This is a genomic window from Bacillus sp. YP1, from assembly GCF_000877815.1.
Lineage (GTDB): Bacteria > Bacillota > Bacilli > Bacillales > Bacillaceae > Bacillus > Bacillus subtilis.
This window is the reverse complement of the sequence record NZ_CP010014.1, coordinates 864977-881072: the sequence shown is the minus strand read 5'-3', so window position 1 is coordinate 881072 and position 16096 is coordinate 864977. Positions and strand designations below refer to the sequence as shown.

The 16096-nt window shown below is 45.3% G+C and carries 10 protein-coding genes; 6 read left to right on the top strand and 4 right to left on the bottom strand.

The features are described 5' to 3' along the window. Positions 1 to 50 precede the first annotated feature (50 nt). Together addA and addB are read right to left on the bottom strand one after the other, a co-directional pair. Positions 51 to 3749 (bottom strand): helicase-exonuclease AddAB subunit AddA, encoded by a 3699-nt coding sequence (addA, locus tag QF06_RS04250; RefSeq protein ID WP_043940091.1) that lies wholly within the window; start codon positions 3747 to 3749, stop codon positions 51 to 53. Next, positions 3736 to 7236 carry a helicase-exonuclease AddAB subunit AddB gene (gene addB, locus QF06_RS04245; protein WP_015715638.1) on the bottom strand — a complete coding sequence of 1167 codons (3501 nt, stop codon included), beginning with the start codon at positions 7234 to 7236 and terminating at the stop codon, positions 3736 to 3738. The genes addA and addB overlap by 14 nt, the downstream gene beginning before the upstream one ends. 183 nt (positions 7237 to 7419) lie before the next feature. On the opposite strand from addB, the gene QF06_RS04240 reads away from it, so the two are divergent. Both QF06_RS04240 and QF06_RS20970 read left to right on the top strand, forming a co-directional pair. Further along, complete coding sequence (locus tag QF06_RS04240; protein WP_015715637.1) at positions 7420 to 7857, top strand: ferritin family protein; 438 nt, start codon at positions 7420 to 7422, stop codon at positions 7855 to 7857. Positions 7858 to 7975: 118 nt separating this feature from the next. Further along, positions 7976 to 8302, top strand: coding sequence for a four-helix bundle copper-binding protein (locus QF06_RS20970; RefSeq protein ID WP_009966950.1), 327 nt, complete (start codon positions 7976 to 7978; stop codon positions 8300 to 8302). Positions 8303 to 8331: 29 nt separating this feature from the next. Here QF06_RS20970 and QF06_RS04230 read toward each other — a convergent pair whose 3' ends face one another. Further along, the gene (locus QF06_RS04230; protein ID WP_015715636.1) at positions 8332 to 10059 is read right to left on the bottom strand and encodes an SgrR family transcriptional regulator; all 1728 of its coding nucleotides are present in this window, start codon (positions 10057 to 10059) and stop codon (positions 8332 to 8334) included. Between the two features lie 113 nt (positions 10060 to 10172). On the opposite strand from QF06_RS04230, the gene QF06_RS04225 reads away from it, so the two are divergent. Next, complete coding sequence (locus tag QF06_RS04225; protein WP_015715635.1) at positions 10173 to 11378, top strand: MDR family MFS transporter; 1206 nt, start codon at positions 10173 to 10175, stop codon at positions 11376 to 11378. Between the two features lie 106 nt (positions 11379 to 11484). Further along, a complete protein-coding gene (locus QF06_RS04220; protein ID WP_015383286.1) occupies positions 11485 to 12639 on the top strand; it encodes an AbrB family transcriptional regulator in 1155 nt (384 codons plus the stop codon). Between the two features lie 213 nt (positions 12640 to 12852). On the opposite strand, the gene ntdR is transcribed toward QF06_RS04220, so the two are convergent. After that, complete coding sequence (gene ntdR / locus QF06_RS04215) at positions 12853 to 13842, bottom strand: NTD biosynthesis operon transcriptional regulator NtdR (protein ID WP_003245736.1); 990 nt, start codon at positions 13840 to 13842, stop codon at positions 12853 to 12855. 103 nt (positions 13843 to 13945) lie between these two features. Between ntdR and ntdA the strand changes: the two genes are divergently transcribed. Then, positions 13946 to 15271, top strand: a complete 1326-nt coding sequence (gene ntdA, locus QF06_RS04210; RefSeq protein WP_015715634.1) for a 3-dehydro-glucose-6-phosphate--glutamate transaminase — start codon at positions 13946 to 13948, stop codon at positions 15269 to 15271. After that, the gene (gene ntdB / locus QF06_RS04205; protein ID WP_003244845.1) at positions 15243 to 16091 is read left to right on the top strand and encodes a kanosamine-6-phosphate phosphatase; all 849 of its coding nucleotides are present in this window, start codon (positions 15243 to 15245) and stop codon (positions 16089 to 16091) included. The genes ntdA and ntdB overlap by 29 nt, the downstream gene beginning before the upstream one ends. Positions 16092 to 16096: the final 5 nt, after the last annotated feature.

Sequence of the window (16096 nt, the reverse complement as noted above, 5' to 3'; positions counted from 1 at the left end):
ATAGAAAACGAGACCCGCTCCGCCTGAAATTCCGGAGCTTATGGATCTCGCTATAATGTCAGAATGTGCCCTCCGTCAAAGAAATAAAGCGCACATCCCTTTACCTTTGTTTTTGCAATTTGCTCCACTGCCTTCGTGTACAGCTGAATTTGCGTTTCATATCGTTTCTTCAAGATCGGGGCCGCTCCTTCAAATCCATGCTGGAATTTGCCCTCAATCCGGTCCGACTTATAATCCAATAGATATAATCCGTCCTCAGTTTCATAGAGACAGTCAATGATACCCTGCACTAAAAGCGGCTCATCTGCCTCCTGTGCATCAGGATAGATCTCCTTGGCCGGAAGCGCTAAGCTGAATGGTATTTCCCTGTCCTTCCACTTTGCGCCGATCAGCTGTCCGCCGATTTCTGTATGGAAAAATTGCACGATTTCTTCTATATCAATAGCGTCTTTTTGTTCTTCAGTGAGAAGCTCTTTTTCATAAAGCCTGTGAACCGTCTGCTCAGCTTCTTCTATCGACGGCACATGTGACAGCGGGATATGCTGCATAACCGTATGCATGGCAGTCCCTTTCTCTGCCGCTGTCAGGCCTTTTTTCATCATAAAAGCGGGACGTCTGTACAGAATGCTTCCATCAGCCGGCTTTACAGGGGCCCTGCCGCTGTATTCATCCTCGTACTCTCTTTTTCTTTTGATCTCAGAAACCGATTGCTTTGTCCGAATTTGCGTCACCTCGTGATGCGGGTATGTCCAGCTCAGCTGCTCGCGGGCTTTTTCATCAAACGCAAACGAGCCGGGAACTGGTTCACCTCGGCGGATCGCTTCTAGGCGCTCGCTTTTTTCTTCCATTCTTTCTTCCAGATCATCATCAAGCAAATCATAGGAATGGATCATTTGAACGGCAAAACGAGCCGGGTGATCTGAGATGTCAGCGTGTGCTGGCACACCAGCCAAATCCTCCAAGTCTCTGTGCCTGGCAAGAGCCGGCCCAATGAAATCTAGATACGTTCTCGCCTGATAGCGGTCAAATTCCGGCAGAAGCCAATCAGTTTGGGACGCGGATGCCTGCCATTTTGCAAGCTGTTTCTGATGATCCTTACATGAGCCAATCAGAAACAGCTTTTCCTTCGCTCTCGTTAATGCAACATAGAGCACACGCAATTCCTCTGACAGCAGCTCCCTGCGCATTTTTTTCTTCATCGCAATGAGCGGAAGTGTCGGATAGCTGATGCGTAATTGCGGATGAATATACTTCGTGCCAAATCCGAGCTCCTTATCCAGCAGGTACGATTTATTTAAATCCATCATGTTGAAATTCCGGCCGAGACCTGCTGCAAACACGACTGGAAATTCGAGCCCTTTGCTGCTGTGGATCGTCATTAAGCGGACAACATCCTCCTGCTCGCTGAGCGCTCTCGCCGTACCAAGATCATCGCCCCGCTCCTGCATGCGTTCGATAAACCGCAGGAAACGGAACAAGCCGCGAAATGCCGTTGATTCATATTGACGCGCCCTGTCATAAAGAACACGCAAATTGGCCTGGCGCTGTTTTCCGCCCGGCATGCCGCCGACATAATCCATATATTTGGTGTCGCGGTACACTTCCCAAATCAGCTCAGATACTGAGTGGTTTTTCGAAAACGCGCGCCATTTTTGCAGATGTCCGTAAAACGTATTTAGCTTTTGATAAAGCTCATCGTTCCGGTCACCAGCAGCCAGGTAGTCTTTCATCGCCTCATAGTACGGCGCTTTTTTATTTTCAAGCCGGATCAAAGACAGCTCGTTTTCATCTGCTCCGACAATCGGTGAGCGCAGCACAGAGGCAAGCGGTATATCCTGATACGGATTATCGATTACCTTCAGCACAGAAAGCGCGACGGCGACTTCGACCGCTTCGAAATAGCCTGACGTTAAATTGGCGTAAACCGGTATGCCCTGTGCTCTCAGCTCCTCCATGATTTGCGGAGCCCACGGCATCGAACGGAGCAAAATCACGATATCTCGGTACTGAATATTGCGATGTGTTTTCTTTTTTCCGTCATACACCTTAAATGGCGATGAAATCAGCTTGCGAATTTCCTTAGCGATGGCTTTTGCCTCAAACTGCACCGTTTCAAGCTCTTCTGCTTCCTCACTTGCATCCGTATCTTCTGCGTTGTCGATCAGCAGCAGCTCTGTTTCCGTCTCGTCATTGTCCGGATACGCTGCACCAAGCTTCAGCTCAGCCTGCTCGTCATAATCGACCTCACCGATTTTGCCGCCCATCAGCTGTTTAAATAAAAAGTTTGTGCTCTCTAAAATATCAGCCCGGCTTCGGAAATTTTTATTTAAATCGATTTTCCGCCCCGTGCCTTCTCCGCTCTCTGTAAACCGTTTGTATTTAGAGAGGAAAAGAAGCGGCTCCGCAAGCCTGAATCGATAAATCGACTGTTTGACATCTCCTACCATAAACAGGTTACCAGTCTCCTCCGGACCGCTTGTGACGAGTTGCAGAATCGATTCCTGCACGAGGTTGGTATCCTGATATTCGTCAACGAGCACCTCATGAAACTGTTCCTGATAAAACCTTGCAGCCTCGCTCGGCTCACTTTCACCTTTGTCATTCTCAGCTGTCAAAATCGCTAAACAGTAATGCTCCAAATCCGAAAAATCGATGATTGATTTTTCCTGTTTCGCAGCTTCGAATCGTTTTCCATAGCTGATGACAAGCTGTACGAGCGTTTCAATGACAGGCTTCATCTCGGCTAGGCTTTTCAAGTGCTGTTCAGGACTTCGCGTGAAGTAGTCGTTTTTGAGCTTTTCAAGCAGTTTTTTCGCACCGTTTCTCAAATCTGTCGCCTCATCAAGGAGCGCTGGATCGAACTCATCCCCTTTTACTGCTTTGGCACGCTTAAAAGAGACGGCGGGCACCCGCTTATATAGTTCACTGAAATCGTCCTGATGCTGAATCAGTTCATCAATCTGCGCAAGATCATCAAGAAAATTGTCAGCACGCGGCGCCGGGCCGCCCGGCGCTTTCGTCAGCTCAAGCGCGCGCAAGAGCTTTTCCTTCGCCCCGTTAAGCACCATTGCAATATCTTCTTTGACATATTGATAAAACGGCAGCTCCTCGATGGCGCTCTTTTCTGATACATCATACAAATGAACAAAACTTTCCAGCCACTTCTCGGGGTTGGGATGGGATCGGGAATACTCGTACACCTGTTTAACGAGAAATTGCAGATCCAGATCGTGCCGGTCTGTCGTATAGCGGTCAACAAGCTCAAAAAATGCCTTTTCACCCTTTGCATATTCGTCTTCAAACAGCTCGTCAAGCACTTCATCACCGAGCAGCTCGCCTTCCGTCTGATCAGCTATCCGAAAGCCCGGATCAAGATCGATCAAGTAGTAATATTTCTTCAGCACTTGCAGGCAAAAGGAATGAAGCGTCGAAATGCTGGCCCGGTTTAAAAGAGACAGCTGGCGTCTGATATGCAGCGAGCCGGGGCGCTGTACAAGCTCTTTTTCCAAGGCTTCTGCGATTCGGTGCTTCATCTCTGCCGCTGAGGCGTTTGTAAATGTCACAACGAGAAGACGGTCTACATCTATTGGGTTTTCCTCCGCGGTGATTTTCCGAATCATTCGTTCAACGAGCACAGCGGTTTTACCAGAGCCCGCAGCCGCTGCCACAAGAATATCCTGGCCGGTTGAAACAATGGCATTCCATTGGTCATCTGTCCATGTGCTGTCTGCCGGTTTAGGAATGTTCATTGCCATCCGCCTCCTTTTTTATCCACTCAAGTATTGTCTTGTCCTTTTCAGCCTTTAATGGGCGATACTCGTTTTCTTCCAGTGATTCATCAAATTGGCATACTGATTTGAACGCACAGTATGTGCACGGCGTCTTGTTCTTCATTTTGTACGGCTCAATGGATACGCGCCCGTCGGTGATTTGTTCGCCCGCTTCCTGGAAGGTGCGGCGCACATGCTTTGTCAAAAGATCAAATTCCTTTTCACCGACTGCTGCCGAGTCTGATCTAAGAGATCCGTCTTTTTTCAAGCCGGCGTTTATGATATTTGACCGTCCCTCTTGAAGGGTTGTATCCATGAGGCGAACCACTTCCTGATCACCGAGGAGCAAGCCCTTCATTTTAAATTTCTTAAAGATCTCCTGTTCAATCTCGTCAAGCCCAAGCGGGAGATTAGATTGAATCATCGGGTCATGAATATGGAAATACAGCACTCCGGCAGGCGTCGCCCTCATCCCGAGCCAGTCAGCTGAATGTGTAATCGATAAATCAAGGTACGTCAGCATTTGCAGTGCCAATCCGTAATATACTTCCGCTAAGTCAAGGCCTTTGTCGCTTGATTTATAATCGACAATCCTGAGGAGCAGGCCTTTTGAGCTTTCAGCCTTATCAACACGGTCAATTCGCCCGACGAGTTCCATCGTACAGCCGTTTTTCAGTTGAAAGGTCAGCGGCGGAAGCGGCCCTTTTCCTCCAAAGCCCAGTTCAAGCCCGATCGGTACGAATCCGCTCGCTTTCGCATGCTCGCTTAAAATGCCGGATACACGTGTCACAATTTTTTGCAGTTTTTCCTTCACATAATAATGCCGGTTTGAGCTGAGCAGAATTTCCTTTTGCAGTTTCGGTGCCAGCCGCTCTACCGCATCATAGGAAAACAGCTCGCATTGCTCTTTCGTTAAATCGCGCCAATCCAGCTTTTGCTCACGCAGCCTGTCAGAAATCAGCTTTAAGCTGGAATGAAACAGCTGGCCGATATCCGGTGCTTCAAGCTTGAAGAATTGCCGTTCCTTCAAATGCAGCCCGTGTGACGCAAAATGGGAAAACGGGCATGCGTTAAAGGTTTCCATTCTCGATACACTGCCCTGAATGCGTTCACCATAGAGCTGTCTCGACACGCTGCGTTCAAGCTGCTTCACTTCATTCCGGAAAAACAGGCTTGAGAACAGCTTTTTCGACTGCAGCCTGTCCGGCTCACTCATCAGCACATTGTACGTGCTCCACCAGACGTCGCTGATGTCGTATTCCCGTGTCCATAACCTGAGCTGGCTCGCGGTAAAGGACTGTGCCACGCTTTGATTCACGACATACATCAGCTGTTCCTCATCGCTGACCTGTTCAGGTTCATTTGTTAACAGGCGCTCCTTATGATATGGAAACAGTTCTTCCAGCCGCTTAACGATCATCGACGGCAAAAGCGTTTTTCCTTCCGCATCAGCAATCGGATACGATACGTAAAGCCGGTCAGACGGACTTGAAAATGCCATGTAGATGAGGAAATGCTCATCAAGCAAACGCTCCCGTCCGCCTGAGGATAGCTCAACCCCAATCGTTTTCAGCCATTCCCGGTCATCATCCGACAGGACTCCGTTTTCATCAGGGCGTGCCGGCAGAACGCCGTCGTTTGCCCCGAGCACAAAGGTGCAGGAGGTGCCATACATTCTGGACAAATCCATATTGCCGACAAACACCTGGTCAAGCGCAGGCGGAATTAGAGAAAATGTAAGCGACTCCGCGCCGGCTTCTATCATTTGCTGAAACAAATCAAGAGAAATCTCATCATCTCCCATCATTTCAACAAACTCCTCAAGCAGCTGAATGACTGCGTCCCACGCCTGCTGATGCTGCTGCGCTTCAATGATTCTGCCGTCATCCTCAGCACGCTGCCTTTCCTGATCCAGCTTCAGCGGCACATCCGTCTCTTCTAAATAACGATAGAGCGCCTCCGCCTTCTCTTGAACCGTCTTCGCTTTTTTCATGCGTTTTTGAAGCTGAAAAAGCGGCGGAACAATCCAATCGCGGGTGTCATTCAACATGTTTTCCATTTCGATTTCCTGATCTGTCTGCGCAAAATCATCATCCAATGACACAAAACGCCTGTATTGGAACCGATCGCCCTTTGTCCAGCGGTCGCCTTTAATACCATAGGCGATACAGTAATTTTCGAGCTGATCGACCTGTTCTCTCACTTTGGCCTTCGGTTCATTGAGCGGGAATAGCAGTTCGGTTTTCACGCAGCGAAACACCGCTTCATAACGCCAATTCCCTTTCAGAACATCAAGGCTTGACCGGATAAATTCAATTAACGGATGGTTCAGCATAGATGCTTTTCCGTCAATGAAATAAGGAATCTCGTAATCTGCGAAAACTTCCTTCACCATATCCTTGTAGTCTTCCGGCTGGCGCGCAAGAATGGCTACATCCTTATAGCGATATCCCTTCTCTCTGACTAGGGCGTGAATTTCCCGGGCAATGCCTTCCAGCTCAGCCCGTCTGTTTGCGGCCTGCATCACAGTAAGGGCTTCTTGTTTTTCTGCGTATGGAACGGCCGGACGCGCTTCATACTGTGCCTCTAGATGCGCCAATTCCGGCGTCTTTGTATGCCGCTCAGTCCCGCTCAGCTCTTTATACGTAATGTCCAAATTCAGTTCCTTCGCCTTCTGATGCAGGCGGTAATAGGTTTTCCCCGTCATTCTGAACAATTCCAGTTCATGCGGCTCCCGCTCATATGACGGCTTGTCCGCTGTGAGCGAAAACGTGATATGCTCCGCATGAACCATAAGCTGCTCCAACACCCTGAATTCCTGCGGTGTAAACTGATAAAAGCCATCCACATAGATATGGGCGCCTTTTATATCTTCCGCAAGCGGGATATGCTCTGCCAGCAATGTCAAATAATCCTCAGAGTGAAGATATTGGTCTGCGAGGCTTTTTTCCATTTGCTGATACAGAATTGATAAGTCATGGAGCTTTTCAGATAAAACTCGTTCTCCGCGATACTCGGAAGCCGTTCCGCTTTCCGCCATCCGGCGGATATCCTCCGGTTCCAGACAATAGCGCTTAAACTCTGTCAGCATCCGCTCAACCTGTGCGGTAAACCCGCTTTTGTCACTCGCTTTTTGATAGACTTTGAACTCCTGTTTATGCTCCTCAATGAGCTTCCGCAGGAGCATTTGTACGCCGGTGCTCGTCAGAAACGGCCTGCTCATTCCTCCCGTATGCTGGAGGATGCGCCAGGCCAATCGTGAAAAACTGAATACTTGAGCGCGTATCATCCCGCCCATATCTGGCGTTTTAGCAAGCTCGTATTCCATTAAAAACGTCATTTGATCCGGGACTAGAAAAATGATCGGCTTCCCGAATGGAGCCCGGCGCAATTCATCCTGAATGCTGTCGATGATCAGCTTCGTTTTTCCACTCCCGGACCTGCCTACTAAAAACTCTGCTCCCAAATTAGAAGACCCCTCTCTTTTTATCTCTATATATTTTATCGAATGTTGACGAAAATGACCAATCTGATCTATTGGTAAAAACGGCCTTTTCACATATAAAAAGCTGATTATCTCCGCACATCTCTCCCTGCCCAACATATACTTTTACAGAAGCCCAATTCCTAAGAATGGAGTTGAATCCCCTTGCATTACAGCTACTATCCCTATCCGGTGCCATACAGGGAAGATCCTGTTTTGATTCGGAATTTGCAGAAGGCCATCAACGGAGAATTCAGTGCCATTCAATGCTACCGCAAGCTTGCCGAACTCGCCCACAGCGATGAGGTCAGAAAACAGATTGAAGAAATCAGGCGTGACGAGATTCGCCACCTCCGTGAATTTTCCACACTGTATGGTTCAATTACCGGCAAACACATCATGCCGAAACAAACGGAAGAATGCCCGGACAATTTCACAAGAGGACTGGACGCCGCTTTTAAAGATGAACAAGAAACCGTCGACTTTTACTTGCGTGCGGCCGAGGAAACGTCAAACCTAAAAGCGAAAGGCGTCTTTACGCGCGCAGCACGTGATGAACAAAATCACGCTGTCTGGTTCCTATACTATCTGGTGGAACGTTAGATATACCCGTTCAGGGTATATGTACATATCCCCTTAGCTAAAAACACACTCCCCTGTTTTTTTCAAATGCAGCCGGGAAACATAAAACCATATACTGCGTATACAGGGGGAATCAACCATGGAGCAATATTCTGAAGCTTGTATTGAGGCTTGCATCGATTGCATGAAAGCTTGCAATCATTGTTTCACTAAATGCTTGGAAGAAAGCGTGCAGCATCATCTCAGCGGATGCATCCGGCTTGACAGGGAATGCGCGGATATTTGCGCGCTGGCGGTCAAAGCCATGCAAACGGACAGCCCGTTTATGAAAGAAATTTGTGCACTTTGCGCCGATATTTGTGAAGCATGCGGCACTGAATGCGGAAAGCACGATCATGATCATTGCCAAGCATGTGCGAAAGCCTGCTTCACCTGTGCTGAACAATGCCGCAGCATGGCAGCGTAAAAAAGAGGGTTCAAAAAAGAACCCTCTTTTTATTTGGACAGCCATACGGAGTACAAATCAATCCATCCCTCTTCATCAAGCACCAGGCCTTTTACATTTTTACTTGATGTCACCTGGAGCACATTTTGATACAGCGGGATCGCGTTCAGCTCCTGTATCATCTGCCGGTCAATGTCACGCAGGATGTTGATTCTCGAACACCGGTCAGGCATGGAAAACATCCGCTCTGTCATTCCTGAGCAAATCTGTGTCAGCTTTTTAGATAGATGCTGATACAAGAAACTGTTCTCCGACAGCAGCAAATGCAGAAAACCAAACTCGCTGTCTTGATAAAACGTCGCACTGTCATGAATGATATCCGCCATCTGCACGGTTTCCGGCCGTCGCAGATCAGCAGCATCACAGAATTGAAGTGTAAGCCTGATACCGTGCTGGGCGCAAATATTTTGAATCCATTCGGCGTCCTCACGATGATCCGTTTCCGAAAAGGTATAAAGCACGATTGTTTCGCCCTCGTAACCGCTTTTCTTCAACAATTCAGATGGCGAAACGCCCTCCCACTCAAAAGGACTCGGATGCAAAAAGGACGTAACCGGGATTCTTCGGTGCCCTCCCGCTTCACGAACGAGCCGTTCAGAGGAAATCAGCAGCCGGAGCGCTTTTCTAAAGCTTTGGTGCTGAAGAGGCCCCTTCTTTTTCAGATTGAGCGACAAATACTGAACATGCCGCTCATCAAAAACAGTTTGCTGCTCAGGACATGTTTGTTTTTCTTGAATGGTAAAACCGTTCATCTCTCCGGCTTGCTCAGAAAACACAAACTCAACGCGATCCAAATAGGGGCGTCCCTTGAAGTAGCGCTCATTGGCTTCAAGCACAAGCATCCCGCTGTGAAGCTGATTCACCTGAAAAGGCCCTGTTCCATTTTTCCCGCCGCCCTGTTCTGCCGGCAGTATGGACAGCCGTTCATCACAAAGAGCATACGGCAAAAGCGCATTCGGCCTATCGAGTATGAGCGCCACACAATAAGGGCCCTTTTCTAAGACTTGTTTCACTCCGTGCAGAAGCCATTTATACGGGTTGTCACCCAGTTCCAAAAAGCGCTGAAACGTAAACGCAACGTCCCGCGATGTCAGCGGCTGTCCATTATGAAATGTCACACCTTTTCGAAGAAAAAATCTCCATTGTTTTTTTCCGACCTCTTCCCATCCATGAACCAAATGAGGCTTCGGCTCCTGTATATCCGAATCAAACGTCAAGAGTGTATCAAATATCTGTTTGACGAAATGGCCCTCAGACCGCAAAAATATTTGGCATGGATCCAAACTGCTGACAGATTCAGGCGCGATGAACAGCCGCAGAACATCCTTCGCCCCATTCTCGCCCGTCTCCGTCACAAATCCGAACACCTCTGAAAGCCACATGTTATATTCGTTTTGAAGCCCCGGAAATGCGGACTGATACTGCTGAAGCAGCTTCTTTGCCTTTTTAAGCTTTCCTGACATGGTATATTCCTTTGCAGTTTGAAGAAGCAGTTCCTCAGGCCTCCGAAGAAACGCGATTTTAGATTTGCGGCCGCGCCCCGCCCCGCTTTTCCGGATAATCCAATTGCTGTTCTCCAGCTTATGTAAAATGAGCTTTGCATTTCTTTCTGTACAAAATAAACAGTCGGCAATCTCAGTGAGTGTCATTTCGTTCATTTGTCCATACTCGGCGCAGCCTGTTTTTACAAGCGCCACGTAGTGCTCTATCAGCTTCAATCCCCGCACCTCCCGACAAAAGGGGAACTTTTATCTCTTCTTTTCTTCACTTTTTGGGCCGCCGCCCCTTCTATACACTACTACTATATCAAACAGCGAAAGGCGGCGATCACATGTTGACCAGTTTTCACTCTATAAAATCGAGATATACCGCTCCCGTTCGGCTCCGCTTTTTCGGCGAATTGCTGACAAGCCTGACAGGTGCAATGATGGGACCTTTTATGGTGCTGTATCTGCATGAACAATTAAACGGCAGTATCATGATGCCAATGCTGATCATCAGCCTTCAGCCATTTGCTGATATTTTCCTGACGCTCGCTGCAGGAAAGGCGGCGGACCGGATTGGGCGGCGCACAGCGATTTTGACCGCATTGCTTCTTCAATCAGCGGCAATGACAGGGTTTGTATTTGCTGAGCATGCGTATGTTTTCGCTATTCTCTATGTCATGAATGGCATCGGAAGATCGTTGTACATTCCCGCTTCCCGCGCCCAAATCGCTGAAAGCACGCCGGAAAGCAGACGTTCGGAAGTGTTTGCGGTCATCAATGCGATCTATTCGGCGGGTCTGACGGCAGGGCCGCTAGTGGGGATGCTTCTTTACAATCATAACCCCGTGTGGATATTCGCATTAGATGCTGCGGCATTGTTTATCTACTTTCTGATCGCTGCACTGAAACTGCCTGAGACAAAGCCGCTACACCCAGCTGTTACCCCGAAAATATCTGCGAGCTTTATGATATACAGGCCTGTCCTGCTTCTTTTGCTGCTTTCTCTCCCCATAAGCATGTTATATGCACAAACAGAAACAACATACAGGCTCTTCAGCAAAAACATGTTTTCTGATTATCTGTCAATACTGACGATCTACTCGGCGGCAAAAGCTTTATTCAGCTTTGTTCTCCAAGTTCCTCTTGTCAAAGGGACCGAAAAGCTTTCAATGAAAACAATCCTTTTCATTACTTATATTTGCTACTCCCTTGCGGCTGCCGGTTTTGCATGCTCAACCTCCCTGACAATGCTTTTAGTGACGGCAGCGGTGATGACGGTTGGCGAAAGCATCGGGCTAACCCACATCCAGACCTTCATAGCGAAATTGGCGCCGCCTCATTTGCTGGGCCGGTTTTATGCTGTCTATGGTCTGCATTGGGATATATCCCGCTCAATCGGACCGCTGGCAGGCGGGCTGATCCTGACATCATTTGGCGGAGAAGTGATTTTTTACGCTCTTGCCGTGTGTCTGCTGGCAGCGGGTTTATCTCTGACTTACACAATAGAAAAGCTCGAACACAAGGTCATAAGAAAAGTGAATCGCTTATAGAAAATAATTCATAATTTCTTTATCAACAAAAATATACTATAGTAATAAATACATTCACTACGTGAACAATTGGAGTGTTACGTGAAAAAGGAAGAAGGGTTTTACATTGAAGAAAGACGAAAATCTCCTCAAAGATCTATGGTTTATCGCAATCAGTGCAGCCGGGGGGTTTATTCTTTCATTAACCGGAATATCAATTGGATGGATGATCGGAACACTGATTGTCGCCTGCTGCCTCGCCATGATACGGCCGGCATGGCTGATGATGGCACCAGACCAAAAAGGAATTAACCGACGATGGCTCGCCCTCGGGCAGATGATCCTCGGCATTGAATTGGGCCAAAAGCTGAATTTATCCGTTCTCTCTGTTCTCAAAGACCATTGGTTTTCAGTCGGCGTTATGCTGATATTGTCTATCCTGCTGGCCATGCTGTCAGGATATGTGCTTTGGCGTTTCAGCAAAACGGATATGATGACTAGCTTTGTCGGCACCGCTCCCGGCGGGCTTTCCGCCATGCCGAGCATCGCACAGGAAGTAGGCGCCAATACCGCAATAGTCAGCCTCGTTCAAATGATGCGTGTGCTGCTCGTGGTGCTTTCCATTCCGTTTTTAGTCATTCTGATCTATACAAAACAAGATCGTACCGCAAGTGCCGCAGCAGAGACGATTTCTTCTGCAACGACAGATTTTAGGCTCGCTCCCGTTTTGTGGACCGTCATTCTTATTCTCGCTGCCTGGGGAGCTTGCAAAGCTGCGAAATTTTTAAAATTTCCAGCTCCATGGCTGCTCGGCAGCATGCTCGGTGTAGCAATTGTACATGTTGGCGGAGCTGCGGTGACAGGGCACGACATGACGGCATGGTGGCCGTCACAAGCTAACCATGTATCACAAGTATTTCTCGGGGCAACGATCGGCTCTAAGATGTATAAAAGCATGTTTGCCGGCGTCACCCGTATTATCATCGTCGGGTTTGTCTCGTCCGTCGGTTTAATCGCAGCAATGTTTTTGAGCGCCGTGATCGTTTCCGAGCTGACAGGAATTTCGCTCATCACTTCTGTTCTGGCATTTGCGCCCGGCGGGATTGCAGAGATGGCGACGACGTCTGTTACCTTACATGCTGATTCCACCTTTGTCGTTGCGGTTCAGGTCATTCGCGTCATTCTGGTTATTGCCCTGCTGCCGCCGTTTTATCGCCTGCTTCACCATCTTCATGGTGAAAAAAAAGACAAAAAGAGCTCGATCAGCGGCAGTAATGCCTAGTTGAAAAAAGGGTTCAAGAACTTTTAATTCGCAAACCATCGAGATGGGGAAATATAAGCGGATATTTCGTTGTTAATGGATCAGATTTGAAGTGAGTGCTGCCAGAGGGTGAAATGAAAGAAATAATTGACGACTTACGATTGAAAAAGAGGTTAAAATGAATAACCTCTTTTTCTTATATAAAGATATAAAATGATAAAGGGAAATCTATCGTTACGTTGATTCTCTTATAATAAGCTTTGTTGGCAGTTTAATAATTCTTCTGTTTAAAGAGGCATTACCCGAAATGGACTCGATGATTTTCAACACAGCCTGCTGGCCTAATTCTATTACGGGAATATCAATTGTTGTTATGGTCGGAGTAACGACTTGGCAGATCAATTGGTTGTCAAAACCAATTACAGCTAAGTCTTCTGGAACTTTAAAGCCATTTTTCATCGCCTGTTTAATAATCCCTGCGGCGACTTGATCATTTCCTGTAAATATTGCTGAGGGTCTGTCCTTTAGATCCTTTATCTTATGAAAAACACGAAAGCCATCCTCGATATTAAACATTTCGCCGAATATCCATTCGCTTCTATGATGTAAATTGTAATCTTGTAAAGCTTTCAAATAACCCTCTTTCCTCTGACATTGAGCTTCGCTATATGGAGTATCAAAACAAAACCCAATTTTTTTATGCCCTCTTTCAATTAAATGTACTACCCCCATGTATGCGGCTTCAAATTCATCATACCCAATTATCGTGATGTCCGCTGAGTGATGATATTCATTACATAATAAGATAGGACCATACTTTAAGAAAGGGGATATCTGATCCCATTCATTTTCTAAAGTTCCAAGAATAATACCATCCACTTCTTTATGCTTCAATAACTCTAACAATTCTAGCTCTGTCTGTTTGTCATAAAAGGTCTGAAATACAATTACCTTGTAATTCTTAAACAGTGCTTCATGTGAGACCCCTTTTATTAATTGAGCAAAAAATGGATGGTCAATACTCGGAACCGATAAAGCTATCGTTTGTGTCTTATTTCTCCTAAAATTCCGAGCTAAATAATTGGGAGTGTAGTCAAGTTCGTTAATTGCCTTTAAGATCATATCTCTTTTTTCTTTCGACACATACGGATGATTATTCAATACTCTTGACACTGTGGTTTTAGACACATTGCATAATTTTGCTATTTCATCAATTGTAGGCATATTTTCCCTTCCTTAAAAAAGTTGTTGACATGTTACCGATTTCAGAAATTAGGATAAATTTGTAATAAATTTTTAGATTATAAAATCATTGGAGGTACTGTTCATGCAAAAACAGGTTAAGATTTCAGGTAAAAGCAAAGAAAACATGTCACTATTAAAACACTTAAAAGGTGACGTACAAGGAAAAGAACTTGTTATTGAAGACAGTATTGTAAACGAGCGGTGGAAACAAGTATTAAAGGAAAAGATAGATATTGAACATGATCTTTTCAACTATCAAAAAAATCGTGAAATCAGTAAAGTCCCTTTTTTGCCTGTAGACAGATTAATAACCAATGATGAAGTGGAAGATATCTTAAATACATTAACTGAAGTTTTGCCAACTGGAAAATTTACGAGTGGTCCCTATTTAGAGCAATTCGAAAAAGTTTTATCTACATATTTACATAAAAGGTATGTAATTGCAACCAGCAGTGGAACCGATGCTATTATGATAGGTTTATTGGCTTTAGGGTTAAACCCAGGGGATGAAGTTATCATGCCGGCTAATAGCTTTTCAGCTACTGAAAATGCTGTGTTAGCTTTGGGAGGCGTTCCTATCTATGTAGATATTAACCCACAAACATTCTGCATCGATCCTGACAAAATTGAAGAAGCAATAACTTCTTATACAAAGTTTATTCTACCTGTGCATTTATACGGAAAACATTCAGACATGCAGCATATCCGTCAAATCGCAAATCGTTATAAATTAAAAGTAATTGAAGATGCCTGCCAAGGAATTGGACTGACAGACTTAGGAAAGTATGCAGACATCACTACATTAAGTTTTAATCCCTATAAGAATTTTGGTGTATGTGGCAAGGCTGGGGCAATAGCAACTGATAATGAAGAACTCGCTAAAAAATGCATTCAATTTAGTTATCATGGTTTTGAAGTAAATGTAAAAAATAAGAAAGTCATCAATTTTGGATTTAATTCAAAAATGGACAATTTACAGGCAGCAATTGGTTTAGAGAGAATGAAGTACCTTTCATTAAACAACTTCAAAAGACTGTTCTTGGCGGATAGATACATTACCCAATTAGCAGAGTTGCAGAATAAAGGCGTTATTGAATTACCAGAATTAAGTGAAGATCATGTATGGCATCTGTTTCCTATTAAGGTGAGAACAGAAGATAGAGCAGATATCATGACTAAATTAAATGAAGATTTTGGTGTTCAAACAGATGTATATTATCCAATACTGTCTCATATGCAAAAAACTCCTTTAGTACAGGACAAGTATGCAGGACTCCAATTGGTTCATACGGAAAAGGCTCATAGTCAGGTACTGCATTTGCCTTTATATCCGTCATTTACTTTAGAAGAACAAGACAGAGTAATGGAGGGACTGTTTCATGTTATTAAGCAAGAAATCGGAGTATAAAACGTTATCCACGGTTGAACATCCTCAATATATTGTTTTTTGTGATTTTGATGAAACGTATTTTCCGCATACAATCGACGAACAAAAGCAACAAGACATTTATGAACTCGAAGACTACCTAGAACAAAAAAGTAAAGATGGGGAACTAATAATCGGATGGGTTACTGGGAGCAGTATAGAATCTATTCTCGATAAAATGGGACGAGGAAAATTTAGATATTTTCCGCATTTTATAGCTAGTGATCTTGGAACTGAAATTACGTACTTTTCAGAGCATAACTTCGGTCAGCAAGATAACAAGTGGAACAGTCGCATAAATGAAGGGTTTAGTAAAGAAAAGGTTGAAAAACTTGTGAAACAGCTGCATGAAAATCATAACATTCTTTTGAATCCTCAAACTCAATTAGGAAAGTCACGGTATAAGCATAACTTCTACTATCAGGAACAAGATGAAATAAACGACAAGAAAAACCTATTAGCAATTGAAAAAATCTGCGAGGAATATGGCGTTTCAGTAAATATAAATCGGTGTAATCCCTTAGCAGGCGATCCAGAAGACAGCTATGATGTAGATTTTATCCCCATAGGGACAGGAAAGAATGAAATTGTAACGTTTATGTTAGAGAAATACAACCTAAATACCGAAAGAGCTATCGCATTTGGGGATAGTGGAAATGATGTTCGTATGTTACAGACAGTAGGGAATGGATATCTGCTAAAAAATGCAACACAGGAAGCCAAAAACTTGCACAACCTTATAACTGATAGTGAGTACTCAAAAGGAATTACTAATACCTTAAAAAAATTAATTGGATCATGAGGAGG

Coding starts and splice junctions, on each gene's coding strand:
- addA (WP_043940091.1), bottom strand. CDS start 3,749: ATGAACATTCCTAAACCGGCAGACAGCACATGGACAGATGACCAATGG.
- QF06_RS20970 (WP_009966950.1), top strand. CDS start 7,976: ATGGAGCAATATTCTGAAGCTTGTATTGAGGCTTGCATCGATTGCATG.
- QF06_RS04225 (WP_015715635.1), top strand. CDS start 10,173: ATGTTGACCAGTTTTCACTCTATAAAATCGAGATATACCGCTCCCGTT.
- ntdR (WP_003245736.1), bottom strand. CDS start 13,842: ATGCCTACAATTGATGAAATAGCAAAATTATGCAATGTGTCTAAAACC.
- ntdA (WP_015715634.1), top strand. CDS start 13,946: ATGCAAAAACAGGTTAAGATTTCAGGTAAAAGCAAAGAAAACATGTCA.
- ntdB (WP_003244845.1), top strand. CDS start 15,243: ATGTTATTAAGCAAGAAATCGGAGTATAAAACGTTATCCACGGTTGAA.